This window comes from Mangrovimonas sp. ST2L15 (assembly GCF_001280515.1).
GTDB classification, from domain to species: domain Bacteria; phylum Bacteroidota; class Bacteroidia; order Flavobacteriales; family Flavobacteriaceae; genus Mangrovimonas; species Mangrovimonas futianensis.
The window spans coordinates 284,387-310,356 of sequence record NZ_LBIQ01000030.1 but is presented as its reverse complement, the minus strand read 5'-3'; the positions used below and the strand labels follow the sequence as shown (position 1 = coordinate 310,356).

At 37.2% G+C, this 25,970-nt stretch carries 18 protein-coding genes, 1 tRNA gene and 1 pseudogene; 10 read left to right on the top strand and 10 right to left on the bottom strand.

Annotated features, from left to right (window positions below):
* The first annotated feature begins 58 nt into the window (after positions 1-58).
* Positions 59-979 carry a hypothetical protein gene (locus ZA07_RS05230; RefSeq protein WP_053970672.1) on the top strand — a complete coding sequence of 307 codons (921 nt, stop codon included), beginning with the start codon at positions 59-61 and terminating at the stop codon, positions 977-979.
* A 9-nt stretch (positions 980-988) separates the two neighbouring features.
* On the opposite strand, the gene ZA07_RS05225 is transcribed toward ZA07_RS05230, so the two are convergent.
* Positions 989-3,241, bottom strand: coding sequence for a TonB-dependent receptor (locus ZA07_RS05225; RefSeq protein ID WP_053970671.1), 2,253 nt, complete (start codon positions 3,239-3,241; stop codon positions 989-991).
* Between the two features lie 104 nt (positions 3,242-3,345).
* On the opposite strand from ZA07_RS05225, the gene ZA07_RS05220 reads away from it, so the two are divergent.
* From ZA07_RS05220 to ZA07_RS05205, 4 genes and pseudogenes are all read left to right on the top strand, one after another.
* A complete protein-coding gene (locus ZA07_RS05220; RefSeq protein ID WP_053970670.1) occupies positions 3,346-4,005 on the top strand; it encodes a metal-dependent transcriptional regulator in 660 nt (219 codons plus the stop codon).
* On the top strand, positions 4,002-5,024 hold the full coding sequence (locus ZA07_RS05215; RefSeq protein ID WP_053970669.1) for a FeoA domain-containing protein: 1,023 nt from the start codon (positions 4,002-4,004) through the stop codon (positions 5,022-5,024). The genes ZA07_RS05220 and ZA07_RS05215 overlap by 4 nt, the downstream gene beginning before the upstream one ends.
* Before the next feature lie 16 nt (positions 5,025-5,040).
* A pseudogene (gene feoB, locus ZA07_RS05210) lies at positions 5,041-7,216 on the top strand (ferrous iron transport protein B).
* A 10-nt stretch (positions 7,217-7,226) separates the two neighbouring features.
* A complete protein-coding gene (locus tag ZA07_RS05205; protein ID WP_053970668.1) occupies positions 7,227-7,661 on the top strand; it encodes a hypothetical protein in 435 nt (144 codons plus the stop codon).
* A gap of 159 nt (positions 7,662-7,820) precedes the next feature.
* Here the strand turns inward: ZA07_RS05205 and feoB (ZA07_RS05200) are convergent, their stop codons facing one another.
* From feoB (ZA07_RS05200) to ZA07_RS05190, 3 genes are all read right to left on the bottom strand, one after another.
* A complete protein-coding gene (gene feoB, locus ZA07_RS05200) occupies positions 7,821-9,920 on the bottom strand; it encodes a ferrous iron transport protein B (RefSeq protein WP_053970667.1) in 2,100 nt (699 codons plus the stop codon).
* Positions 9,913-10,146: a FeoA family protein gene (locus ZA07_RS05195; protein ID WP_053970666.1), complete on the bottom strand. Its 234-nt coding sequence runs from the start codon at positions 10,144-10,146 to the stop codon at positions 9,913-9,915. The genes feoB (ZA07_RS05200) and ZA07_RS05195 overlap by 8 nt, the downstream gene beginning before the upstream one ends.
* Before the next feature lie 73 nt (positions 10,147-10,219).
* Positions 10,220-10,891, bottom strand: a complete 672-nt coding sequence (locus tag ZA07_RS05190) for an SCO family protein (protein ID WP_053970665.1) — start codon at positions 10,889-10,891, stop codon at positions 10,220-10,222.
* A gap of 97 nt (positions 10,892-10,988) precedes the next feature.
* Between ZA07_RS05190 and ZA07_RS05185 the strand changes: the two genes are divergently transcribed.
* From ZA07_RS05185 to ZA07_RS05175, 3 genes are all read left to right on the top strand, one after another.
* On the top strand, positions 10,989-12,923 hold the full coding sequence (locus ZA07_RS05185; RefSeq protein ID WP_053970664.1) for a M1 family aminopeptidase: 1,935 nt from the start codon (positions 10,989-10,991) through the stop codon (positions 12,921-12,923).
* A 70-nt stretch (positions 12,924-12,993) separates the two neighbouring features.
* A complete protein-coding gene (gene rseP, locus ZA07_RS05180; protein WP_053970663.1) occupies positions 12,994-14,340 on the top strand; it encodes an RIP metalloprotease RseP in 1,347 nt (448 codons plus the stop codon).
* 57 nt (positions 14,341-14,397) lie between these two features.
* Positions 14,398-14,471 (top strand) — tRNA-Asn (locus ZA07_RS05175).
* 56 nt (positions 14,472-14,527) lie between these two features.
* On the opposite strand, the gene ZA07_RS05170 is transcribed toward ZA07_RS05175, so the two are convergent.
* Complete coding sequence (locus ZA07_RS05170; RefSeq protein ID WP_053970662.1) at positions 14,528-16,186, bottom strand: FAD-dependent oxidoreductase; 1,659 nt, start codon at positions 16,184-16,186, stop codon at positions 14,528-14,530.
* A gap of 32 nt (positions 16,187-16,218) precedes the next feature.
* Positions 16,219-17,541, bottom strand: coding sequence for a Na+/H+ antiporter NhaA (nhaA, locus tag ZA07_RS05165; RefSeq protein WP_231628633.1), 1,323 nt, complete (start codon positions 17,539-17,541; stop codon positions 16,219-16,221).
* A gap of 272 nt (positions 17,542-17,813) precedes the next feature.
* On the opposite strand from nhaA, the gene ZA07_RS05160 reads away from it, so the two are divergent.
* A complete protein-coding gene (locus tag ZA07_RS05160) occupies positions 17,814-18,134 on the top strand; it encodes a hypothetical protein (protein ID WP_053970661.1) in 321 nt (106 codons plus the stop codon).
* 144 nt (positions 18,135-18,278) lie between these two features.
* A complete protein-coding gene (locus ZA07_RS05155; protein WP_053970660.1) occupies positions 18,279-19,616 on the top strand; it encodes a sigma-54 dependent transcriptional regulator in 1,338 nt (445 codons plus the stop codon).
* On the opposite strand, the gene ZA07_RS05150 is transcribed toward ZA07_RS05155, so the two are convergent.
* From ZA07_RS05150 to ZA07_RS05135, 4 genes are all read right to left on the bottom strand, one after another.
* On the bottom strand, positions 19,613-22,039 hold the full coding sequence (locus ZA07_RS05150; protein WP_053970659.1) for an ATP-binding protein: 2,427 nt from the start codon (positions 22,037-22,039) through the stop codon (positions 19,613-19,615). The two genes, ZA07_RS05155 and ZA07_RS05150, sit on opposite strands and share 4 nt — an antisense overlap.
* A gap of 80 nt (positions 22,040-22,119) precedes the next feature.
* Positions 22,120-23,409, bottom strand: a complete 1,290-nt coding sequence (locus ZA07_RS05145; protein WP_053970658.1) for a phenylacetate--CoA ligase family protein — start codon at positions 23,407-23,409, stop codon at positions 22,120-22,122.
* Positions 23,406-25,106 carry a C45 family autoproteolytic acyltransferase/hydolase gene (locus tag ZA07_RS05140; RefSeq protein WP_231628632.1) on the bottom strand — a complete coding sequence of 567 codons (1,701 nt, stop codon included), beginning with the start codon at positions 25,104-25,106 and terminating at the stop codon, positions 23,406-23,408. Before ZA07_RS05140 ends, ZA07_RS05145 begins: the two co-directional genes overlap by 4 nt.
* Positions 25,099-25,968 carry a cupin-like domain-containing protein gene (locus ZA07_RS05135; RefSeq protein ID WP_053970657.1) on the bottom strand — a complete coding sequence of 290 codons (870 nt, stop codon included), beginning with the start codon at positions 25,966-25,968 and terminating at the stop codon, positions 25,099-25,101. Before ZA07_RS05135 ends, ZA07_RS05140 begins: the two co-directional genes overlap by 8 nt.
* Positions 25,969-25,970: the final 2 nt, after the last annotated feature.

The window sequence follows — 25,970 nt, the reverse complement described above, 5'->3', positions numbered from 1 at the left end:
GGTAAATATGGCATTTAGGTTTATTTTTGAGGTTTAAATAGAATGATAAAAAACAGACATGACAGATAATAAAATTCCATTTACAAGACAAGAAGAAAATAATAATTTGTGGTTGTCTCATTTAGATACTTCAAAGTTTCAAGTGGTAGATCATGGAATAACGCCAACTGTGCTGCCTTCCGAAGCAGCTGTGGGACAAGCCATGTTGCAGGAATTATATGCAACTGCAGCCGAAAAAGAAGGCGATATTAACATCGCGCTTTTGGGTGGTCGTGGTGCCCAGGAATTACATCGTTTGCTAGGTGAGATCGCTAAAACAGGTGAGCAAGATGCATTGTTAAGTCGGTTTAATGTATTTACACAAGACGCTTTGGCACCAATGAACATGGCTAATGGCTTCAGTTTTGTTAGGGATTTTGAACGTATTTTGGGAGACGCCTTCTTCAAGAAAATAAAAAGCTTTACCCCCATGCAAACCGATACAGACGATTTGGAATCGGCGCTTATGGGGTATTTGACGAACCTAGAAAATTTAGGTGGATTGGATATCTTTTTTATTGGACATGGACCAGAAGCCAAACAAGCGTCTCACTTGGCTTATATAAAACCGTTTTCAGGGGCGCAGTGGCATCATGTTGCTGGAATCATCCCTATTTCAAATAGTATTTTAGAGCATCACATCAATAAATTTAAGGCTGGAGGCAGTTTGGTAAGTGAAAGAGACGAACAAGAGTGTCGAGCAGCAAAATATATTTTAACTCTTGGTCCTACGGCGATATTACAAGCAAAAAAAGTGGTACAGTCGGTGGTTGATGCTGATACAGCTCCAGCAAAAGTAGACACTTATGCAAAGGTGCTGAAAACAGAAATCAGTTCCGATTTGGAGGAAGCCAAACAGCAATTAAACGCCAATCCAGGTTTGTGGATTAGATTGCATCCAAATACTAAATCATTTGTATTGCCTAATCTTGGCGTGTAAAGCAAACAGTTACTTTATGTTTAAGCGCATACCAAAAAACAAGCGCCTGCCCTGATTGGGGGCATACACATAAGAGGGATCAAAAGTAAGCGCATACGGATTGTCTGGGGTAGGAATGACATGGCCATCGCTATCAAAATCTACATGTTCATCAAAGGGGTCGTCGGCTCGAGCTATTAGGAAGGGTTCCTTTTTACCAGGAGTCCAATTGAGAATATTCTTGACGCCGCAGTAGAATTCTATGTTTTGTAAACCATCATAAGTGACTTGAATGTTTTGAAGGCTCCAAATGGGCGATTCGTCACTTCTGGGATCCAATTCACCTAGGGTTGGTAATAACATAGAACCATAAATGCTTCCAGTATAATCAAGTGAAAGGTTTGTTGGGTAATGTTTGTAGGTTGCACCCCAATTTCCCGAAAAACGTTCAGTAAGCAATTGCCTGTTTTTTTCGCCATTTTCAAATTGATTCACTTCTTGAAAAGTGGCACCTATATTGGCTTTGATGCCATGTGCAAAAACGGCATCCAAATTTAAGCTAACACCTTGCGAAATGGCATGTCCGTCTAAATTATCATAAATAATCTGGTTGGGATTGGTTTCATAATCGGGTACGATTTGATTGGTGAAATAGGTATACCAAACCGAAGCATCTAGGGTAAACATCATGCCATTGGTTGCGTATATTTTTTTGAGGTAATTGATGTTCACGTTATATGATTCTTCAGGCTCTAGCGCTTCTTCTAATATTACATCGCGCGCGCCTGTCAAAGCGGCGTGTTCTTCGGTGAATAGATTGACGACTCTAAACCCCGTTCCTGCATTGATACGGACAATGTCTTCGTCAGTGGGTTTAAATCTATAGGCAACTCTGGGGGTAAAAATGCTCCCGTGGCGTTTATCGTAATCATAACGGGCGCCTAATAATACATGATGTTTCCTGTTAAAGGTTATTTCGTCTTGAATCAAAAGCGAAGGAATGGTTACCTCGTCGGCCGTTTCTGTGGCTGTGGTGTTGTCGTTATAGTAATTGTATCTTATCGCAGTGCCAAAGAGTAAATCATGTTTTTGGATGGACTTATCCCAAATTAATTGTCCAAAACCGATACGTTGTTGCGCTATGTAGGGCATGCTCCCATATATCGAGTTTTGATTATGGTCAGAGTATGAAAACTGGAGGTTTATGGTTTCGCTAATAGGTAATTGATAAAGGCCTATAATCTCAAAGCGTGAGGTATAAATACTTTCTCCATAAACTTCGTCGCCACCTCGATAACTCTTGTTCCAGTTCATTTCTCCACCCCATCGATCTTCATAGAAATACCTACCAGCAAGTGAAAAAGCTCTGTTTTTAGGTCTGTTAAAAGACCATTTTTGAAAAACCGAGATTCGATCTTGTAGGGTTACATCGGTAAAGTAATCGTTGTTGTTGTCTATGGGGTTGCTGTAATGGAAATAATTAATTCCGGTCAAGACATTCGTTTTTTTGCCAAGTGTGGCTTTATATCCTAAATCAATGTTGGCTTCTCCCCAGCCAGTCACAAAACTATCTAATGTGAGTTTGGACGTGTTTTCTGGTAATTTGGTAATGATATTGATTAAACCGCCCACGGCCTCACTTCCGTATAAAGAAGAAGCAGGTCCTTTCACAATCTCTATTTGCTCAATCAATGAATTGGGAATTCCCGACAGCCCATATACGGTGGAAAGTCCACTTACTATCGGCATGCCATCAATAAGAACCAGGGTGTAAGGACCTTCTAATCCATTAATATGGATGTCGCCTGTATTACAAACATTGCAATTGATTTGGGGGCGCACTCCATTTACATTCTGTAGAGCCTCAAAAATACTGGGAGTTGGGTTTTGTTTTAAAAAGGTGGTCGAATAGATTTCCACAGGAACTGGACTCTCGAGTCTGCTCACAGGTTTCAAGGTTCCAGTTATGACAACTTCGTTTAGGGCTTCTGTTTCATCAAGAGCGAAGTTTATGTTAAGATTCTGATTGGTTATCTCAATTTTATTGGTTTTGTTAGTAAACCCTGTAAAGGAAGCTGTAAGGGTATAAATCCCGGAAGGCACATTTTTTATTAAATAACTCCCTTGCTCATCAGTCACACCTCCCAGATTGGTGTTATTTAAATAGACATTGACGTAGGGTAGTGGTTCGCCATTGGAAGTAACCATACCAGAAATAGTAAAATCCTTTTGTCCGTGGGTTTTGAAAATGCCCAAAAAGATAAAAAAGTAAAGGTGGCGCATGTATGAAATAAACTTATTTTTATGCAAAGTTAAAATAAAATTTAGACAAGACTAAAAAATTGTTTTTATTGAAGTAAATTGATATCTTTGACCAAAAGAAAACCATGTTATCATTAGCCGAAGAAAATTATTTAAAGGCCATATATCATCTAGGAAAATTTGGGACTATTTCGGTGAGTACTAATGCTATTGCTGATAAAATGGCCACTAAAGCTTCCTCTGTAACTGATATGATAAAAAAGTTGGCAGAGAAGGAATTAGTGGTTTATAAAAAATATCAAGGGGCGAAGCTTACAGAAAATGGCAGAAAACTGGCGGCTTCGGTAGTAAGAAAACATAGGTTGTGGGAAGTTTTCTTAGTGGAACACCTTAATTTTTCGTGGGATGAGGTTCACGAAGTGGCAGAGCAATTAGAACATATTCAATCTGAAAAATTGATTAATCAACTTGATGCTTTTTTGGAATTTCCCACCCATGATCCACATGGAGATCCCATTCCGGATAAAAATGGGCAAATAAAGAAAACAGACAAGGTGCTTTTGGCGCAGGTAAAGGAACACGAACATTGCATGTGCGTTGGCGTTAAGGATTCTTCCAAAGAGTTTTTGAAGTATCTGGATAAACATCAGATTGCTTTGGGAACCCAGTTTAAAGTATTGTCCAAAGAGGCTTTTGATGAATCCATGATTTTGGAAGTGCACAACAAGCCTTTGAGCATCTCTAAAGTGGTATCGAATAACTTATTTGTAAAGAGCAACCAATGAATATAAGTCAGCCATTATATAACCTGATTCTTTTTGTGCTTCTTGCAGGCTTGCTTTATTTTTTGTTTCGACCTACCAAAGGTTGGTTTTGGATTATTCAAAACAGTGTTAGAACCGATCAAAAAACCATCACCGAAGATATCTTGAAACAAATGTACACTTGGGAAAATCAGGGAGTTGATATTTTCAAGGAAGATTTGATCAAGAGTTTGAAATACAGTGATGGAACGCAAGAAGATGTTTTGGAAACCATGGAAAAAAGCATGCTCATCACCCAAACTGAAGAGGTGTTGGAACTAACGCGATCAGGTAGGAGTTATGCTATAAAAATTGTGCGTGTTCACCGTCTTTGGGAAAAATATCTAGCGGAAAAAACAGGATTTGAAAAAAGTGAGTGGCACCATCGCGCTGAGAAAATGGAGCACCGATTAAGTCATGAGGAGACCAATATATTGGCGACCAAATTAGGAAATCCTATGTACGATCCTCATGGAGACCCTATCCCAACGCATGAAGGAGACGTATTGGATATAGAAGGAGAATCTTTGGCAGAGTTGGATGTAGATACCGTTGGTAAAATTGTACATATCGAAGATGAACCTGATGTGATTTACCAGCAGATTTTAGCTGAAAACATACATATAGGTTCACAAATTAGGGTGGTTGAAAATAGCAAGCAACGGGTGTTGTTCTATTCGGAGGGCGAAGAGTTTGTCTTAGCTCCAGAAGTGGCAAAAAATATTACGATTCAAGTTTTTGAAACAGAAGTAGTATTTGAAGAAGATGCTGTTAGGTTGTCTTCCCTTAAGAAGGGAGAGGAGGCTGAAATTATAGGGATTTCCAAAGAATTTAGAGGTGATGGCAGACGACGACTACTGGATTTAGGCTTTGTAAAAGGCACCCCTATAAAAATTGATTTGGTAAGCCCTTTAAGTAATCCAAAAGCGTATTTGGTTAAGGGAACCACCATTGCGTTGCGAGAAGATCAGGCGGCCAAAATACTTATTAAAAAACGGTAAAATGGAGAACAAGAAAATAACAAGTGCATGTGAGGCATGTCCGCAATTTAATCCACACGGATTAAAAAAATTGGGGGTCAATGCAGAAAATACCGATTTTGTTATTGCCTTGGCGGGTAATCCCAATACTGGAAAAAGCACCGTATTCAATGCCTTGACAGGGTTAAGGCAGCACACCGGTAATTGGCCAGGTAAAACGGTAACAAGAGCTGAAGGAGCGTATCAATACAATGATAAAAAATACAAACTGGTAGATTTACCTGGAACCTATTCTTTGCTTTCTACATCACAAGACGAAGAGGTTGCCAGAAACTTTATCCTTTTTGGAAAGCCAGATGTCACCGTAATTGTGGTAGATGCTGGAAGACTGGAGAGAAACCTGAATTTGGTACTTCAAATTTTGGAAATAACAGGTAAAGCAGTCTTATGTTTAAATCTGATGGATGAAGCCAAGAGAAATCACGTTGAGGTTAATGAGAGAGCTTTGGCTAAGCGTTTGGGAATCCCCGTGGTTCCTACAAGTGCCAGGTTTAATAAAGGAATTCCAGAGCTTATTGATGTAGTAAGTCAAGTGGCTAACGGACAAATAGTGTGTCAACCACATAGAATTACCAATGTGCCCAAGAATATTAACGAAGCGGTTCAAAAATTAAGTGAAAAAATAAAAAAACAATTCCCATCCATTCCCAATAGTCGTTGGATTGCTTTCAGACTTTTAGAGGGAGATGAAAGGGTCGTTGAGGCCTTAAGAAATGGTGAATTTGAATTGCAGTAAGATGAAGAATGAAGTAGAAAATATCATAGGGTTGTCAAATGAGCTTCGATGGAAACTGGGAGGTGAATTTCATGATCACATTAGTGAAAGTATTTATGCAGATGCCTCTGAGATTGTAGAAGAAACGGTTAATACAGCTGGTAAAAAAGGAAGAAATGCTATCGATGTCAAAATTGACCAGATAGTTACTAGCAGGAAGTGGGGATTCCCAATCATGTTTTTGATTTTAGGTGTTATTTTATGGATTACCATTATCGGTGCAAACTATCCTTCAAGTCTACTTGCAGAATTATTGTTGGATACCATTCATCCAGCACTGAAATCTGGTGCCAATAGTATTGGGATGCCTTGGTGGTTAAGTGGGTTTTTAATAGATGGGGTGTATTTGGCTTTGGCTTGGGTTATTGCCGTTATGTTACCTCCTATGGCCATTTTCTTTCCGCTTTTTACGCTATTGGAAGACTTCGGATACTTACCAAGGGTGGCTTTTAACTTGGATTATTTGTTCAAAAAAGCTGGTGCCCATGGAAAACAGGCATTGACCATGAGTATGGGATTTGGGTGCAATGCAGCTGGAGTTGTAGCTACAAGAATTATTGATAGTCCACGAGAACGCTTAATAGCTATTATAACCAATAACTTTTCCTTATGCAATGGGAGATGGCCAACTCAAATTTTGATTGCCTCCATTTTTGTTGGTGCAATAGTTCCCGAAGCTTTATCTGGTACAGCTGCTGTATTTGCTGTTATAGGTATTGCCATTCTGGGAATGGTCTTTATGTTTGCCAGTTCTTGGTTGTTAAGTAAAACGGTTTTAAAGGGACAAGTTTCTACCTTCAACTTGGAATTACCTCCCTATCGTCCACCAAGGTTTTGGAAGACACTATACACTTCTTTGATTGATAGAACACTCATTGTTCTGTGGCGAGCCATCGTTTTTGCTGCCCCAGCTGGAGCAGTAATTTGGTTGATATCCAATATTATGATTGGAGACCACAGCATTGCCTATTGGATGATTGATTCTCTCAATGGATTTGGGTGGTTGATTGGTCTAAATGGGGTTATTCTAGTGGCTTATATTGTGGCGATTCCAGCTAATGAAATTGTAATTCCAACGGTTTTGATGCTTACGGTTTTGGTTACTGGGATGGCTGGTGGAGCAGGAGCTGGAGTGATGTTTGAGTTGGATTCTGTCAATGCTACTGGAGATATTTTAAGAGCTGGAGGTTGGACATTATTAACGGCAATCAACCTTATGTTGTTCAGTTTGCTTCACAATCCGTGTAGTACTACCATTTATACCATTTACAAGGAAACCAAAAGTGTAAAATGGACCGCGGTCGCCACATTGATGCCTTTGGCTATGGGATTTGTAGTTACTTTTTTAGTGGCACAGATTTGGTATATGTTTTCTTAAATTTGAAAAGATGCATGCAATCAAGTATTTTCTTGTCGTTCTAGCGATATCCTTTTTAGGGCAATTAGGGTATGCCCAAGACCAAATAAAATTGGAAGGGGATCCTCCCCAGATTCTTCTTAATTTAAAATTTGGTGAAACCATGGAATGGAAAGGTTATCAATTGCAATTCACGGAGGTCAAACAAGATTCACGTTGTCCTAAAGGGGTGAACTGCATTAGTCCAGGCGAAGCCATTGTGGTAGTGAAAATTTTTAAAGAAGGGGTCCTTTTAGAAGAAAAGAGCTTAATGATTACCTATAGGCACTTTCAAGATGACATGACGCAAATTTTGGACGTAGATGGCGAATCCCTTCATGTACAGAACTTAAAACCTTATCCAATTGATGGAGTTACCCTAAAAGACAGTGATAGGTGTCTTCAGGTTATTACAATAATGGAGTAGTTTTAGTGGCAGCCACAATCATCTTTGCCACAGGAATTGGCAGCTTTTTTACTATTTGGAAAGAAAAATTTCCGAACAAGAAAGCCTGCGGCTAATATCACTGCCGAAAAAACTAATATGGTTTGGATGATATCATTTTCCATATCTAAAAGATACAAATTATTTTAAAATTTGGAAAGCCGCCAAGGCTACCAAATAAGCAAAACTACTCATAACAACGAGCTGTAGGGCGGGCCATTTCCAACTATTTGTTTCGCGTTTTACAATAGCTAACGTACTCATACATTGCATTGCAAAGGCATAAAAAAGTAATAGTGAAATCCCGGAGGCAAAGTTGAACAATGGTGTTCCTAAAATTGGGTTAACCTCTCCTGCCATTCTATTTTTGATGGTGTCTTCTTCCTCACTTCCCACACTATAAATCGTAGCAAGGGTGCCCACGAAAACTTCTCGGGCTGCAAAAGAACTCACAATGGCTATACCAATTTTCCAATCATAGCCTAATGGTTGGATGGCAGGTTCAATGCTTTTTCCAAGACGGCCTATAAAACTATGTTCTAATTTATAAGAGGCAATATGGTGATTTAAATCTTCTTCAGATAGATCTTGGTCCTTAAATTGTTCTGTAACAATTTCTTCAGCATTATTGAAATTATCTCCAGGGCCATACGATGCCAAGAACCACAGAACAATGGATATGGCAAGTATGATTTTACCAGCGCCAAAAATGAAGCTTTTGGTTTTTTCAATAACCGTAAGAGCCACGTTTTTAAACAGAGGCAATTTGTAGTTAGGCATTTCAACTACAAAAAAACTACGGCTTTTTATTTTTAGAACTTGATGGAGTATAAAAGCTGAACAAATAGCGGCGCCAAATCCTAATAAATATAATAACATTAGGGTAAGGGCCTGATAGCTTAATCCTAAGAAACGCCCTTCAGGAATCACCAATGCAATGATTATAAGATATACAGGCAATCTAGCCGAACAAGTCGTGAAAGGTGTCACCAAAATAGTGATAAGTCGTTCTTTCCAACTTTCAATGTTTCTTGTGGCCATAACCGCTGGAATAGCACAGGCAGTTCCAGAAATTAAAGGGACCACACTTTTTCCGCTTAGTCCAAATCTTCTCATGATACGGTCCATTAGGAATACCACCCGACTCATGTAACCACTTTCCTCTAGAATGGAAATGAATAGAAATAGAAAGGCAATTTGAGGAATGAATATCACGATACCTCCCAGGCCGGGGATAACACCTTCAGCGATCAAATCGGTGAACTGTCCTTGAGGAAGATGGGTACTGGTCCATTCACTTAGAGAGGCAAAAATACCATCAATAAAGTCCATAGGCACACTAGACCAATCATATATTGCTTGAAAGATGGTCAATAGAATGAAGAAGAAAATAAGATAACCCCATACTTTATGGGTTAAAATACGATCTAATTTGATTCTTAAATCCTTGGCCGTGGCTAAATCAATGGTTTGTCCTTTTTTCAGGGCATCATTAATAAATTGGTACCTTTTTATGGTTTCTCTTTGCTGTAAGCGTTTTAAATCTGCCTTCGGTTTGGTTTTAAAATCATCCAAAACCTCGATTTCATTCCTTGAAATCTTACCAAAGTTGACATCTTGCGTGATTACCAACCAAAGTTTATACAACAACTGATTAGGGAATGCTTTTCTTAAACCGTCAAAATATTGAGGATCTATTTCAGAAGCATTGAGACAAGGCTCTGTAGAAAGCTCCTTGTAACTGGCAATAAGTTCTTTTAAAACATCAACACCTTGTTTTTTTCTTGTACTAACTAAGGCTATTTTGGTGTTTAATTTTTTCTCAAGGTAATCTATATCTAAACTGATTCCCTTATAAGCCATTCTATCAGCCATATTGATGACTAAAATGGTGGGGATTTCCAAATCCTTGATTTGCGTAAATAAAAGCAGGTTTCTCTTTAGGTTTTCTACATCACTCACTACGACTGCTACATCGGGAAAATCCTTATCGGTTTTATTCAGCAAGAGCTCTATAACCACATTCTCATCAAGAGAAGACGCATTTAAACTATAGGTTCCTGGCAAATCAATGATATGGGCTTTAACACCTCTAGGTAATTTACAAATGCCTTCTTTTTTCTCAACCGTTATGCCAGGATAGTTACCTACTTTCTGGTTTAAACCTGTTAGGGCATTGAAAACAGAGGTTTTTCCCGTGTTTGGATTTCCAATTAATGCAACATTAATCTGCTTACTCATTTTCTAAATCGATTATTATGTGGCTAGCAGTTTCTTTTCTAATAGCTAAATGAGAACCGTTAATGTTGAGGTACAGGGGATCTGAAAACGGAGCAACTTGAACTAGTTCTACAAAATTACCTGGCAAGCAACCCATTTCCAGTAGTTTAAGTGGAATATGGATGGAGGAAACATCCTTTATGATGCCTCTTTGTCCCTTTTTTAATTGTGCCAGTGTCAGGTTCAAGCTTATTTAGATTGATTTTAAAAAAGCAAAAGTAAGTGATTTTTCCACGCCAAAAAAACCGATGGCTTGAAAACTACTCATATTCTTTTTCAAGTGTTTTAATATCGTTTAATAGACGTTCCATATCTTCTTGGTTGGTGCCATCATAAAAGCCTCTTATTTGCTTCTTTTTGTCGATCAGCATAAAGTTTTCAGTATGAATCATATCAAACGGACCGCCGTCACCATCTGTTTTTACAGCCAGATAGCTTTTCCTTGCCAACTCATAAATTTGTTTCTTGTCACCAGTAACCAGATTCCACTTAGAATCTATGACCCCTTTTTTGAGGGCATATTTTTTAAGTTGTGGTACACTATCAATTTCAGGAGTCACTGAATGTGAAAGTAACATCACTTGGTTGTCATCTTTTAGCTTTTCTTGAAGTTGCGCCATGTTATCGGTCATGATAGGACAAATAGTTTGACAGGTTGTAAAGAAAAAATCAGCTATATAAATTTTATCCTTATATAGTTCTTGCGTTATGGTATCCCCATTTTGATTAACCAATTTAAAATCTGAAATCTTATGGTATTTCTTTTGGTAATGCAAGGTGCTATCAACCAATTCAGAGTTGACCATTGTGGGCTGGTATATGGGCAAAGGTTGGTAAACATTTAAAACGTTGTAAATGATAATAACAATGATTACTGAAATAACGGCCAAAGAAATACCAATGTATTTGTAACCCTTAAAGAAGTTCAACATAAGTTAGAGGATTAGTCTTGAACAGTCAGAATTATTGACAAAAATACAATTCATTATCAATAAAAAGGGTAATTTTAACAAGCTAATTAAATGAGTTATGAAAAGAAGCATGTTCCTTTTTTTATGTCTATTACCATTTCAAATCTTTGCTCAGGATTTGGATGGCACTGTAGAAAAAATAAGTGAAGCAGAGGCCAAAGCTGCCCTTAACAGATTGGCCGTTATAATGAATGACAATACTGGTAATTACGATTTAAAATATCACAGACTGGAATTAGATGTGAATCCGGAAATGGCTTTTATCTCAGGCGATGTGACTTCCTATTTTGAGGCCAAAGAGGATCTCACTCAGGTTGTTTTTGAACTAACTGGAAATATGACTGTTTCCAATGTGACCCAAAATGGAACTTCATTGGAATTCGATCAAAACGATAATGATGAGGTGGTAATTACGTTACCTGAAACTCAACTCATGGGGACACTGGATTCTTTGACCATTTCATATTCCGGAAACCCCGTAAGCTCTGGTTTTGGTTCTTTTGAGCAAACAACCCATAATGGAAACCCAATTATTTGGACGCTTTCAGAACCTTATGGAGCAAAAGGTTGGTGGCCTTGTAAGCAGGATTTAATTGATAAGATAGATTCTGTGGATGTCTATTTAACCACACCGACATTCAATCCAAATTCTCTTGAAAATATTGCAGTCGCCAATGGGTTGGAAATTAGTCAAGAAATCAATGGGGACGAAAAAACAACCAGATTTAAGCATAAATACCCCATACCAGCCTATCTTATTGCTATTGCTGTGACCAATTATGAGGTTTATAACCATACGGTTGAAAACAATGGGAGTCCCTTTGAAATTGTGAATTATGTCTATCCAGAAAACCTAGCTACGGCACAAGCACAAACCCCGGTCACGGTAGATATTATGAATCTGTTTACAGATTTATTTGAAGAATATCCTTTTGCAAACGAAAAATATGGACATGCTCAATTTGGGTGGGGAGGAGGTATGGAACATACCACGGTTTCTTTTATGGGTGGATTCAACAGAGGATTGATAGCCCATGAGTTGGCTCATCAATGGTATGGTGATAAAGTAACCTGCGGAAGTTGGAAGGATATTTGGCTAAATGAGGGTTTTGCAACCTATTTGGCAGGATTGGTAATTGAAGATTTTGATGGTAATTCACCTTTCATAACCTGGAAGCAGAACCGTGTCAATTCGATCACCTCACTACCAGATGGTGCGGTTTACATTCCAGATGCTGATACTTTGAGTGTCAATAGGGTTTTTAGTAGTAGATTAAGTTATAATAAGGGAGCTATGGTCCTTCACATGCTAAGAAAAAAACTGGGAGAGACCGATTTTTATCAGGGCATGCAAGATTTTCTAGTCGATGATGATTTGGCTTACAGCTATGCTAAAACTCCGGATTTTCAAAATATCATGGAAGCCGCTTCAGGGGAGGATTTAACAGAGTTTTTTAATGATTGGATTTACAATGAGGGTTATCCCACATATAATATTTCAGTGGATCAAATATCACCTACTGTTGTTGAAATCACTATTGGGCAAACCCAAAGTCATGAATCCGTCTCATTTTTTGAGGCTCCGGTTCCCATTCGTTTGGTGGGTGCCGAAGGTGAGATATTGGATGTTGTATTAGATAATTCAGAAAACAACCAAACCTTTACTGAAAGCATCACTTTTAATGTCACAGATGTCTTTTTTGACCCAGAATCAGATTTAATTTCCAAAAATAATACCATTTCATTGGGCATTGAAGAATCCTTGCAAAGTGCCTTCCAACTATATCCCAATCCAAGTAAAAACACCATTTATCTTAAAAAGCCTGAATCCTTACAAGTAGATGAAATTAAAGTGTATAATGCTTTAGGACAGCATGTTTTGAGTTCGACTTGGAGCGAATCGCTTGATATTTCAAAGTTATCGGCAGGTGTTTTATTTATAAAAATTCACTCAAACAGGGGTGTTATTACTAAGACCGTGTTAAAAAACTAGATAACTTGACGTTAAATTTTCTAAATGTCTTTAAAAAGTTATTTTTGTGCCCAGTAATTTTTGCTAGCATATGGAGTTTGTTATAAAAATATCTCAATTTTTATTGAGTTTGTCCCTTTTGATCATTTTGCATGAAATGGGGCATTTTATTCCCGCCAAGGCGTTTAAAACCAGAGTAGAAAAGTTCTACCTGTTCTTCGATATTAAGTTCTCTCTTTTCAAGAAAAAAATTGGTGAAACCGTTTACGGTATCGGATGGTTGCCTCTTGGAGGTTATGTGAAAATTTCCGGGATGATTGATGAAAGCATGGATACCGAGCAAATGTCACAAGAGCCACAACCGTGGGAGTTCAGATCAAAACCAGCTTGGCAGCGATTGATTATTATGTTGGGAGGAGTTACAGTTAATTTTCTTTTGGCCATAGTGATATATATCGGGATGAGCTATTATTATGGTGATAAGTTCTTACCTAATGATAACATTTCAGATGGATATGTAATTGAAAGTACTGTTGCTAATAAAGCAGGATTGAAAACTGGTGATAAAATAATTGCTGTTGATGGGGAGAAGATTGAAAACTTTGCCGAGGTTCCAGAAAAAGTGTTATTTGGGAAAGACGTTACCATTTTAAGAAATGGTGAACAGTCGACCATTACCCTGCCTCAAGATTTTTTAGCCCAATTGATTGATGCCAAAGAAAAAGGGTTCATTGATTTAAGGATGCCTTTTATTATTGCCCAAGTTCCAGATACATCGGCTAATGCGCAAAGTGGTATTAGAAAAGGAGACGTGATTGTTGGATTTAATAATACAGATACCAAATACATCGACCAAGTAGTTTCAAGTTTAGACTCTTATAAAGGGCAACAAGTAACGGCGCATATCTTAAGGGATCATGAAAAGCTTAATGTACCACTTAAAATATCTGATGATGGAAAATTAGGTCTTGTATACGCTACAAGAGCCACTCCAGAAACTTTGGAAGAATTGGGGTATTACGAGTATGATGTTAAAAAATATGGTTTCTTAGAATCTATACCAGTTGGTTTTAGTAAAACCAAAGAGCGTTTGGTTTCTTATGTTAAGCAGGTTAAAGCTATTTTTACACCAAGTACAGGTGCCTACAAGGGAGTGGGTGGTTTTAAAGCCATCTATGATATTTTCCCAACTGTATGGAGCTGGCAATATTTCTGGGGTATTACGGCCTTCTTATCTATTATGTTAGGGTTTTTAAATCTGTTGCCTATTCCGGCTTTAGATGGTGGCCATGTAATGTTCCTATTGTATGAAATGGTTTCTGGAAGAAAACCTGGGGATAAATTTTTGGAGTATGCTCAGATGGTTGGCTTCGTGATTTTGATTGCTTTAGTCCTATTTGCAAACGGGAATGATCTTTTTAAAGCAATTTTTGATTAAAATTTTGTAGAGATTAAAAAATAAGTATATATTTGCACTCGCAAAAAGAAAAAACACTCCTCCTTAGCTCAGTTGGTTAGAGCATTTGACTGTTAATCAAAGGGTCCTTGGTTCGAGCCCAAGAGGGGGAGCTTTCAAAGAAAAGCCTTGAGAAATCAAGGCTTTTTTGTTTTTAAATCGTTAGGAACTATTTCTGGTAGGTTAAAATCTGATTCGCTTCCAGTAGAGCCCCTTTTAAAGTATTATAATTGACTTTTTGAACTGTTGTCTTATTCTTGAGGGCAAGGTCAGCTAATTGAGAAGTAGATTCTCCTAACAGCATGAAAACAGGTTCCATCCGAATACTTCCGTAGGCAATATGAGAACTAGATAAACAAACAGGTACAATTAAATTAGTGCATTCATTTTCTTTTGGTATTATAGACCTCATAGAAATACTATAAGGGTGTGGTGGAATCACCCCAATATCACCTTCATTTTCTACATGATGGAAAAAGGTAACATATCGTTGTACGTTGTGAGAATCTAAACTGTAGGAACCCATGCCTATAGGGTCATTTATTTTTTTCTTCCCCATGACGTCATGCTCAGTCATGACATAGGAGCCAATCATTCTGCGTGCCTCTCTGATATATAATTGATGTGGAAACCCTTTATTGTCTTTGAATTCATCCTTTGCATAACCCCATTTAGCTATGGCTAATCTTGTGGAATCAGGAACTCTAGGATCGGTCTTAATAAAGAAAAGGAGACCCTGTTGATAGGCTTGGTGCTCTTTTTCTATTTCTTTCCGTTTTTCATAAGATGCCTCGGGATATTCATAATTCATACCTATGTTATCAAGACTAAAGGGACCGTGATTATTGACATCGGTTTTTCCATTTGGAATCGCATCAAATTTGACAAAAGTTTGGTCCCAACCAGCCTCATAGATTCGGCCTAATAGTTCATAATTTTTGGGGTTATAGCCATCTGGTTTTGTTATAGGTATGAAATTTTCCCTTACTTGAGTTAAACATAATCGGTAGCAATATGCCTCAACACGATGATCTCCATCACCATTTTTGCCAGGAGTATCCTCTGATATTTTTGGCAATAGACCAGACTTTTTGCTATTATGCTCCCAATAGGCATTGATTTTTAAATCTTTAAAATTATGATCATGTTGGAATACTCCTTTTTGAATCCCATTGTAAGTTTCATTATAAACTGAGTTGGATTCCCGTCCTACATGATAGGAGACCCCAGTTAAAGCCATTAAATCTCCTTCATAAGAAGCATCAATAAATATCTTTCCTTCTATGCGTTTACCAGAAAGGGTATAAAAGGCGATAATTTGCTGAGCTTCTTTATCTAATGGTCGTTCTCGGTCTAACCACTCATTTTTTAAGATTAGTATGGGATATTCTTTTAACCAGTCATCAAAAATTTGTTCTGCTACATGGGGTTCAAAAGTCCACATCGTTTGGGTCTTATCATCTATACTTGGGGCATCTTGACCTTTATTTTTAAACTTGTTTCTGGAAACCCAATTCCAAGTCGTTTCTTCTGAATAATATTGATAAACCCTATGGTAAAATTCCTTAGCTAACCCGCCAATGTATTCTTTATGACCACTATCTGTGAATCCCAAACCATTGGTGGTCATACCTCCTAAATGGGTGTCGGGAGAAATAATTATTACACTTCGGCCCAAGGAAGCTGCTTTAATTCCCGATATAATCGCAGATGACGTACCTCCATAAATAATAATATCTGCTTTATAGTTTTCCTTTTGAAGAGTATTTTGACTAAATGCGATGGAAGTCAAAAAAATAAGAATAATAATCAAATTGCTCCTTATCATAATGGATTATTTAAAATTGTCAAATTCATAAATCAAGGGTTCTTCTTGGGACCAAAGTATCTTAAAACCAAATAACCGATAACTCCAGATAGAGTAGACCCGATTAGAATACCAAATTTGGAGTCCTCAATAAGTTTTTGGCTATCGGTATAGGCTAGATTGGCTATAAAGATAGACATGGTAAATCCAATTCCTGCCAAAAAGCCAATACCAATAATTTGTTGGTATTTTATGTTTAAAGGCAATTCAGAAAGCCCAAACTTGGCACTCAAAAAGGAAAACAAAGAAATCCCCAGACTTTTTCCAACGATAAGAGCGATGGCTAGATTGGTCACTAGGGATAAATCAATACTCTCTGTATTACTAGTAAAATTGATGCCTGCATTGAATAGGGCAAAAATGGGAATTATAAAAAAAGCAACCCATCCGTGCAGCCCATTTTCTTGTAATTGAAGTGGTGATTGTACTTTATTGGTCCAATCTTCAATATCATCTATAGCATAAATTTGCTCTTTAGTGAGTATCGGTTTATTTGAAGCTTTCGCTTTAGCTAATTTATTCACAGTTTGTTCCAATTGGGCAATAGAACTTCTTACAGTAAAAGTTTGACTCAGGGGCAGGGTAAAAGCAACCAAAATTCCAGATATGGTTGGATGAATCCCTGATTTTAAAAAGAGCATCCAAATGATACAACCCAAAATAACCGAAACGTATTTGCTGTATTTTTTTAAGAATAAAAGTAAAACCAAAATGGCATAAGGTATCATGGCCATACCTAAGAGCATCCATTCAATTTTAGAACTGTAGAATATGGCAATGGTCATTACCGCTAAAATATCATCAACGATGGCCAAAGCCGTTAGGAATATTTTTAGACCGATGGGTACTCGTTTACCTAAAACTGTGAGAATAGCCAAAGAGAATGCAATATCTGTAGCCATTGGTATTCCCCAACCTTTGGTTGTTTCAGGGTTGTCATTTAGAAAAATAAAAATCAAGACAGGTAAAATCACACCACCTAGAGCAGCATAAATGGGAAGTGATGCTTTTTTTAAGGTATTGAGTTCTCCAATTAAAATTTCTCGTTTCACTTCCAATCCAATCAGGAAAAAGAAGATAGACATGAGTCCGTCATTTACCCATAATAGGACCGGTTTGACCAATTCAAAATTTCCAAATCTAAATCCCAAAGGGTAGTTCTTGAAAGCTTCATAGGAGTCTGACCATGGTGAATTAGCCCAAATAAGTGCTACTATAGTGGCAAAAAATAAAATGAAACCACTGGAACTAGCTATGTTTACAAACTTTTCAAATGGCGTAAGAATGAGTCGTTTTATTGGAAATAGAGTACGCAATGGGAAGGATTTAAATTTTCTAAAAATTACTAATATTTATAATAATCTCAAAGCCAAGAGTGTCATTCTATTTTAACAATGTGTAAAATTTATACGTAATTCATGGCGCATTTCACATCCTTACACAGTTTCCTTCTCTCAATAATTTTTAGAAATAACATTAATCCTTTGAAATATAATGACTTATGTTGTTTCAAGTGATTTAATTGCTATCTGGCATATTTGTTTCAATAGATATCATAAATCAAATAATAACAAATAAACTTAGTATTATGAAAAAAGTAATTTTAACCGTCGCGATATTGGCGGGAGGATTGTCAACCTTCGCCACCACAAATAGTGTATGTGAAACCCAAAATATGAAAGTAGTTATGGTGGATGATTTTAGAGAAATCGCCATCAATAAATTACCTACGGCGGTAACCAATGCGGTAAAAGACGATTTCGAAACAGCTACCATTAATAAGGCCTATATCAATAATAAAGGTCAGTACAAACTGGATTTGATGGTAGAGGGAACAACCAAAACCGTTTTTGCTTCCAAAGATGGAAAATGGATAGATAAAGATGATTTAAATGAAATTGATGATTAATAGCTAAGAATAAATTTTATCCTGAAAACTCGAATTTTTTCTTGTTAAAGGGGCGTTTTAGTAAAGACGTCCCTTTTTTTATGTTTTTTTTAAAGGAATTGGTGAAGCTTCCTTAATACTTTTGTAAAAAAGGAGATTACTTGTATGAAATCCATATTGTTGGTAGAAGATGACATCACATTTTCTGAGATGCTTAAACAGTTCTTAGAGCGCCATGACTATAAGGTTCAAGTGGCCTTTAATATGGAAAAGGCTGTTTTGAAGCTAAAATCTGAATCCTACGATTTGGTTTTTACAGATTTGAGGTTGCCCGATGGCGATGGAATTTCATTGCTGAAGAAAATTAAAACACATTATTACCAAGTGCCTGTCGTGTTGATGACTAGCTACGCTGAAGTTTCTACCGCTGTTCAAGCTATGAAACAGGGAGCTTTTGATTATATCTCCAAACCTTTCAATCCAGATGAAGTTTTAGAAGTTATTCATAATGCCTTGGAAGATCAATTACCAGAAGAAATAGAAATCCTAGAAAATAACTTATCCGAGAATAAATCAAATCCGGATACTGTTGCTGGAATCAGTGGAGCATCAAAAACACTGAATGATTACATTGGACTGGTAGCACCAACAAATATGACTGTTCTAATAAGCGGAGAGAGTGGAACGGGGAAGGAGGTTGTTGCTAGAATGATCCATAACCAAAGTAATAGAAAGAACCAACCTTTTGTTGCAGTAGACTGTGGTGCTATTCCCAAAGAGCTGGCATCTAGTGAGTTCTTTGGTCATAAGAAAGGTTCTTTTACTGGAGCCATAAGTGATAAAACGGGACACTTTGAGGCAGCCAATGGTGGAACACTTTTTTTAGACGAGGTAGGGAATTTAAGTTATGATAATCAAATTCAATTGCTTCGAGCACTACAGGAAAGAAAGGTCAAGCCAATAGGTAGTAATGAAGAAATAAAAGTGGATATCCGACTCATTACAGCTACCAACGAGAATTTATTTGAAGCGGTTGGGAATGGAGACTTTAGGGAAGATTTGTTTCATAGGCTTAATGAATTTTCTATCAAAGTTCCAAGCTTGAAGGATCGTATGGATGATTTCGTGCTGTTTGCAGACTTTTTCCTTGATATGGCCAATGAACAATTGAATAAGTCGATAGTAGGGTTCTCAAAAGAGGTGATGACCTTGTTTCAGCAATATTCTTGGCCTGGAAATCTGCGTGAGTTGTCCAATGTCATAAAGAGAGCTGTTCTTTTGACTCAGGATCAGGTGATTGAAAAACATTCGCTTCCTGAAGAATTTGGAAAAGAGCAACCCAGCCAAATTCCTCCTAAAACTTTTTCGACCAAAGAAAATGAAAAGGAATTAATAGTGAGTGCACTAAAAGAGGTAGGAAACAATAAGACCCAAGCAGCTAAATTGCTTAACATCACTAGAAAAACGCTTTATAACAAATTAAAGGAGTACAATTTGTCTTAGCCGAGATACAATTTTAAAGAGGCTAAAAATACTTCCATATTATCTTGAAATGCATCAAATTCTTCTTCGGAAATGGTTGATGCCGTTTCAAATTTTTCGAGATACGGTAATACCTGCTCCACCTCCAGTTGTCGATACATGCTCAACATTTTATGGCTTACTTGGTTGATTGCCTCAATATTTTTATTCTGAAAAGCTTGCATCAAATGGAGATAGTTTTGTTCGTTGTCTTCAGAAAACAAACGAAGCGTATTTTTTATGGCCTCGGGATCATGATTCATAAAAGATCCCAAAGATTTTACGCTGAATCCTTCAGGTTCTGATGATTCAACAGAAGATGTGTTTATTTTGGTCTCAAAAGAACGATTCTTAAAATACTGAGTCAATAATTTCTGTAGCTCATTTGGGTGAAAGGGTTTGATCAATACTTCAGAAAAGCCACTTTCTTTGTAATCTTCTACGGAAAGATTTGCCCGACCTGTCATGGCAAAAATGGGTTGGTTACTATAGGTTGACTCCTGTTTTAGACGCTCCATAAATTGAATGCCGTTCATTTTTGGCAACTGTATATCCGTTAGAACAAAATCATACGTCAGTCCGTGCAATTGTTCTAAGGCCGCTTGCCCATTGGAATATAAATGGGGCTTCACACCATATTGGACTAACAATTCATTCAGTAATTGTCTTAAGGAGGGATCATCTTCAATAATCAAAGCGGTAAGATTCCATTGGTTTTCCAAAGGAGCCTGAGTGTCCAATACTATTTGCTGTTTTGAAAAAGTAACAGGAATTCTTAGGGTAAAAGTACTGCCTACGCCCAAATCACTTTCAAGGGTCAAGGTGCCTCCCAGCAATTCCGCTAATTTTTTGGAAATAGTCAAGCCTAAACCAAACCCATTTTGCTTAGTCTCCTCACTGGAATCGGCTTGCGTAAAGGCCTTAAATATAGTTTCTTGTTGGTCTTTGCTAATACCAATTCCTGTATCACTTACGGAAATTTTTAAAAAGTCATGAGATCTTTCAGATTCTAAAGTGCTTCTAACCTTTATACTGCCCGTTTTGGTAAATTTATAGGCGTTTACCATCAGGTTGTAGAGGATTTGTTTGATTCGAAAGGGATCGCTAACAATAGGCCATGATATTTGTTTGTCATGTTCTACTATGAGTTCTACGGGCTTGTTTTTATAAATGTTTTGCGCACCTTGAGCAATGTCATCGATATTCTGTCTTATATTGAATGGTACTGATTCGATAGCTATTTTCCCATCTTCCAGTTTTGAAAACTCCAAAAGATCCTCCACCAATTGTCCCATGTAGGATGAAGCATTCCTAATATGCTCTAGATAATTTTTTTCTTTAACTGAAGTGGTATTTTTTTGAAGCAATTCACTGTAGCCCGTCACAGTACTTAACGGCGTTCTTAAGTCATGACTTACCATAGAAATTAATTGCTCGCGACTCTTTAAAAGGGAAGACGTGGTTTTATTGGCAGCTTCCAATTGTTTTCTGTATTCCTGACTTTTCCAAAAGTCATTTAAAATGATAAAGGAAAAAATAACTATCAATATAAAACTGATAACAGATGCTATAATGATAATTTGTCGGCTATGATTTAAGGTTTGTGCCCGTTTCTTATTTAGATTGTTTGAATAAAGAATGATATCACTTTCCAATGCTTTTAAGAGCTCCCTTAATTTACGGGAAGTAGTAAGGTCGTTTTCTATCAATTCTCGTTCTGTTTCCAAGAGGGAGGCTCTTTGTCTGGTATTGTCACGTTGTAAATCCCTAAGCATACTTTTGGAAATGGTCACTATGGAATCAATTTCCTTCTGGCTTATAGTGTTTATAGAATCTTGCGGGTTGTATTTATTGATGAGGTCTACATATTCTTGAAGATTTGTTTTAGTCTTCCTATCTAAGGCATTTGGGTTTTCTACAAAGTCTTCTACCGTGATTTTTCCTAAAATAGATTCAATAGAGCCTAACTTCTTGATAGCCTGTTCGATTGAACGATCTGAATTGTCATTTAGTTTCAACTCCTTAAGGTCTGTAATGTTTTGAAGTTTTTTATTAAAAACAACCTTAATACTATCCAAAATGAACTTTTGATAGTCATTATCTACCATGAAGTTAAGGGAATCTATTTTTTTAAGTAATGCTTCGTTTTCCTCAACATAAACATCAAACTTTTCAGAAGAACTTAGTTGAATAGCAGCCCGAGCCAAACTTTCATTTTCATAAATATCGGCAATTAATCCACCTGTTTTAATGATCTTGTTGCGATCAGAAATATCTTGGTTTTGGAATTGGGTAAAAGTTTTGATTTCAGATAATACCAAATAACCCGAAATGACTGCGAGGATACCTAAAATAATGTAGCCAATAATGACTTTGAGGGTAATTCTGTGCTGTGGTAACTTCATAGATCAAAATGAAATGACAAGGTAATCAAATAATTGAAAATTTGTACCAGCAGCTCCTATACCTAGACTAAAAAGGCATGCTATTTTCTTTTGTCTATAACAAGAATGGGCTTTCGGCTCATCGAAGGAAAGCGTATGGCTTCAATTTCCTTTTTGTCATGGAATTCTATTTTAGGAGTAACCCTTAATTTGGCCCTGAAATGATCCTTGATGTTATGCATGAATTTATCTGATTTGTTATGACTCGCAATTTTTATACAGATTTCATCAGTGCCAATATTATTATGATAAATTTCTATAACATAACATTCTACCTCATTAAAATCATTCAATATATTCTCCATGGCTGGAGGGTATAAGGTAGTCCCTTTGTATTTAATCATTTGCTTTTTTCTCCCCACCACAGGCCCCAATCTCTTGGTATGACGACCACACTCACAGGGTTCTTCATGGGCTGTAACCATATCTCCCGTTTTAAATCTTAATAGGGGCATGCCCTCAACACCCAAGGTGGTAATAGTCAATTCGCCCACTTTTCCAGAAGGTACGGGGAGGTTGTGGTCATCGAGTATTTCTGCTATAATTAATTCCGGATGATGATGTCCCCCTTTTTGAAATTCACATTCGGTAAAGGCGGTATTCATCTCTGTCGACGCATAGGTAGAGAATAATTGAATGTCCCACTGAGAGGTGATTTTTTCAGCTAAAGTATTTAAGGTGAAATCTTGATTCCTCAAGGATTCACCAATGCAGATAGCACCTTTAACACCAGATTCTTCTAAATTAATATCATGTGACTTAGCATATTCTATCAATTTAAGAAGGAAAGAAGGAACGACAATTAAATAGGTTGGTCGGAATTTTAGAATAGAATCCCATTGCAATTCTGGTATACCAGCACCAACTCTAATGATCCCTCCTCCCAATTTCCTTACCCCCAAAAAATAGGCCAACCCCGCCATAAATCGGCGGTCTATGGTGGTCATCAGTTGTAGCACATCTTCGCCAGTTACACCAGCACAGGCAAATGAAATAGCCTCATTATAGGCCAAACGATCAAGGTCTTTATCGGTTAGAGCAAAAGTTACCGGATCCCCTAAAGTGCCAGAGGTCGTTACATAATCAATGATTTTGTTTTTGGGTACACAAAGAAAATCGTCATTATATTTTTGAAGGTCATCCTTGGAGGTCACTGGAATTTTAGCTAAATCTTCTAAAGTTTTGATTTGCTCTATATCAATATTTTGACCTGCAAACAGCCGTTGGTAATAGGTGGAATGTTCCTTTAAATACGGTAATAATTCTTGCAGTTTGGCTTCTTGGAAAGCCTTTATATTTTGTACGGATGCTTTTTCTATTTCAGGAATCATTCGTCTAATTTCCGATGTGTTTTTTTAATATAATTTTCGACCTCTTGTTTACTCGGTATCGTAGTAATTTCTTTGGTCAGTGCTTTTTCAAAATTAAGCAAAGCCTCATTGTATTCTCCTTTTTCGTAGTAATATTTACCAACTAAATAATGAACTTGCCAGAAGTTTGGGTTTAGCGCTTTAAAATGGTTTAGAAATGCTGTTTCCAAGGAGGTATCTTCCTCTATAGCTTGAACTATCTTCCGACTATCAATACGATAAGTTTCATAATTTTTATAAGCCTCGGTATAAAGGAATGGGTCTTTTTCAATGGTTAACCGTGTTTCCTGTAATGAGATTTCGGGTGAAGCGTTGATGGAACTGTCAAAAATTTTATTCAAGTCATAGGCTACAAATGCTCCTAACTGGTAAGGATTGGAAGAAACCCAAACCAATCCCTGCTCTGGTTTGAAAACAATACCGTGATGGGCTAGTAATTGATTTAAGGCTTTTTCGTTGCCATAACCTATAGCCTCGTCATGAAGACCTTCTTTATTTCTCAAAATGTCAATGGCTTTCTTAGGAGTAAGTTTTTCAGTTTGGTTTAGCAGTTCCGCCATACGCTCATAGCGGTATTGGGAATGACTTTCGGCTATATGCTTTAAATTTCTCTCATCATCTTTGTAAGCATCACTCTGGAAGTGGTTGGAGCAAATCAATTCATTGGAGTTTATAACTTCATAAACACCAAAGTTCTTTGGAGACACCTCGATGGTTACAGCCCTCTTATCATTTGCACTTCCCACAAAAATAGATTCTGAAACAAATACCTGGCGTTTCTTGGCTATGGCGACGGCTTCTTCAATATTTGAGGCATATTGCAAAATTTCTCTTGTCACTAAGGAAATAGGCGTTTTTGCGGCCCAAGGTATTTTTGATTTGCCAGCATTGATGGTAACTGTAAGTCCCTGGGTGTTCATTCCTGAAACAACACCTATCATTCCCGGCCAAGTAACAGACATGAATGGGTAACCATCTTGGGGTTCAACAAAAGCGATGATTTTATTTTTTGAAAAGTCATCACCAGCATAGAAATCAAAGTTTCTGGCAACAAGCAAGCTGCCATCTTCCGTTTTGTTTCCCCAGGCAGCAAAGGAAGAACAACCGACCAAAGCCAAGTCTTGAAAAGCATGTCCAATATCATGGGCGCCATGAAAGTAAAGAATGCGAAGATAATCATCGGCAACATAGTCGTATTTATCACCAGCATATTTTGATAACCCGTAGATTTCTGCTTTGTATTCTTCAGGAATGTGTAGGTACATTTTTCGGTTGTACCAGGCTAATATTTTTCTAAGTAGTTTCTGTTTGAATTTCGATGGGACCATATCCTCCACCTTACCCAAGAAGGCAGCTTCTTGTTTCACAAAGAGTTCCTGGGTCAAAAGTCCAGTTTTCATTCCGATTTCGAGAGGATCGCCAGAAACCATAAGTTCCCATTGCCCTTGTTCGTTTTTGGTAAGATGGCTTGAATCCAGCACAAAGGTGGAATCATTGACTTGGGTTCTTTCGGCAATGTTATGATTGTAATTACTTACCTCAGGTATATCTTTAATGGACTTAGAAACACCACAAGACCAAAGATTGATAACCAAAAGACCAATAATAAGCCAAGAAGGAGCCAAGGATTTTATGATAGAAGTTTGGGCGTTATTCACTGAGATTCTTATGGGTGTTTTTGATGGTGATTTCGTTTTTATAATCAATCCATTTCTGACCACGCAATTTACGCATACCGTTTTCAAAATGCCGCATAAAAAAAACATTATATAACATTTTAGCAAAGGTCTTTGGTTTCTTGGTGAAAGCTCTAAGAGTCATGGAAAAACCACCATTGAGGTATTTAATATAATGCCAATAACCACTGGGCATATACAAAGCATCACCATGATTCATGACTACTTCATAACCTTGTAATTTCTTTAAGGCAGGGTAGGTTTCAAAATCGGGATTGTCTAAATCTATTTCTTCTAAATTGTGTACAGAAAAGGGAATTCTATAAAGGTATTGAGTTTGATCTGGAGCAAATAGCATAACACTTTTTTTTCCGTGAAAATGAAAATGAACCAAATCGGATAAGTCCATATCATAATGCGGAAGTACTTTTGAACCTTCACTTCCGAAGAACATAGCAGGCAATCTTTTGAAAAATTTTAGACCGATATCGGGGTATTCAAAATCCGAAATCAGTTTTGGCATGTTATCTAGAATATTATAGAAAAAAATCCTCAGGTCGGTGGGTTTCGTTTTTAAAATCTCTATGTAATCATAGAGTTTCATTTTCATAACAGGTTCTGCAGAATATTGTTTTCCTTTGGTGGGTTCATTATTGTAAAGAGGCACTTCTTGATCTCCAGCTAGACTTTGGATATAATCCAAATTCCATTTTTTGTAGGCCGGCCATTCTTTTGTCAAACCTTCAATTAAAACAGGTTTTTGAGGTTTATAGTACCTTTCAATAAACGCTTCTTTTGAAATGTCTTTTACTCTCTCAATTGGTTTGGTTTGAATCCTTTCCATAG

What these genes read in the sequence shown, in the direction of transcription:
- ZA07_RS05230 (WP_053970672.1), top strand. Translation starts at nt 59, where the DNA reads ATGACAGATAATAAAATTCCATTTACAAGACAAGAAGAAAATAATAAT.
- ZA07_RS05225 (WP_053970671.1), bottom strand. Translation starts at nt 3,241, where the DNA reads ATGCGCCACCTTTACTTTTTTATCTTTTTGGGCATTTTCAAAACCCAC.
- ZA07_RS05220 (WP_053970670.1), top strand. Translation starts at nt 3,346, where the DNA reads ATGTTATCATTAGCCGAAGAAAATTATTTAAAGGCCATATATCATCTA.
- ZA07_RS05215 (WP_053970669.1), top strand. Translation starts at nt 4,002, where the DNA reads ATGAATATAAGTCAGCCATTATATAACCTGATTCTTTTTGTGCTTCTT.
- ZA07_RS05205 (WP_053970668.1), top strand. Translation starts at nt 7,227, where the DNA reads ATGCATGCAATCAAGTATTTTCTTGTCGTTCTAGCGATATCCTTTTTA.
- feoB (WP_053970667.1), bottom strand. Translation starts at nt 9,920, where the DNA reads ATGAGTAAGCAGATTAATGTTGCATTAATTGGAAATCCAAACACGGGA.
- ZA07_RS05190 (WP_053970665.1), bottom strand. Translation starts at nt 10,891, where the DNA reads ATGTTGAACTTCTTTAAGGGTTACAAATACATTGGTATTTCTTTGGCC.
- ZA07_RS05185 (WP_053970664.1), top strand. Translation starts at nt 10,989, where the DNA reads ATGAAAAGAAGCATGTTCCTTTTTTTATGTCTATTACCATTTCAAATC.
- rseP (WP_053970663.1), top strand. Translation starts at nt 12,994, where the DNA reads ATGGAGTTTGTTATAAAAATATCTCAATTTTTATTGAGTTTGTCCCTT.
- ZA07_RS05170 (WP_053970662.1), bottom strand. Translation starts at nt 16,186, where the DNA reads ATGATAAGGAGCAATTTGATTATTATTCTTATTTTTTTGACTTCCATC.
- ZA07_RS05160 (WP_053970661.1), top strand. Translation starts at nt 17,814, where the DNA reads ATGAAAAAAGTAATTTTAACCGTCGCGATATTGGCGGGAGGATTGTCA.
- ZA07_RS05155 (WP_053970660.1), top strand. Translation starts at nt 18,279, where the DNA reads ATGAAATCCATATTGTTGGTAGAAGATGACATCACATTTTCTGAGATG.
- ZA07_RS05150 (WP_053970659.1), bottom strand. Translation starts at nt 22,039, where the DNA reads ATGAAGTTACCACAGCACAGAATTACCCTCAAAGTCATTATTGGCTAC.
- ZA07_RS05145 (WP_053970658.1), bottom strand. Translation starts at nt 23,409, where the DNA reads ATGATTCCTGAAATAGAAAAAGCATCCGTACAAAATATAAAGGCTTTC.
- ZA07_RS05135 (WP_053970657.1), bottom strand. Translation starts at nt 25,968, where the DNA reads ATGGAAAGGATTCAAACCAAACCAATTGAGAGAGTAAAAGACATTTCA.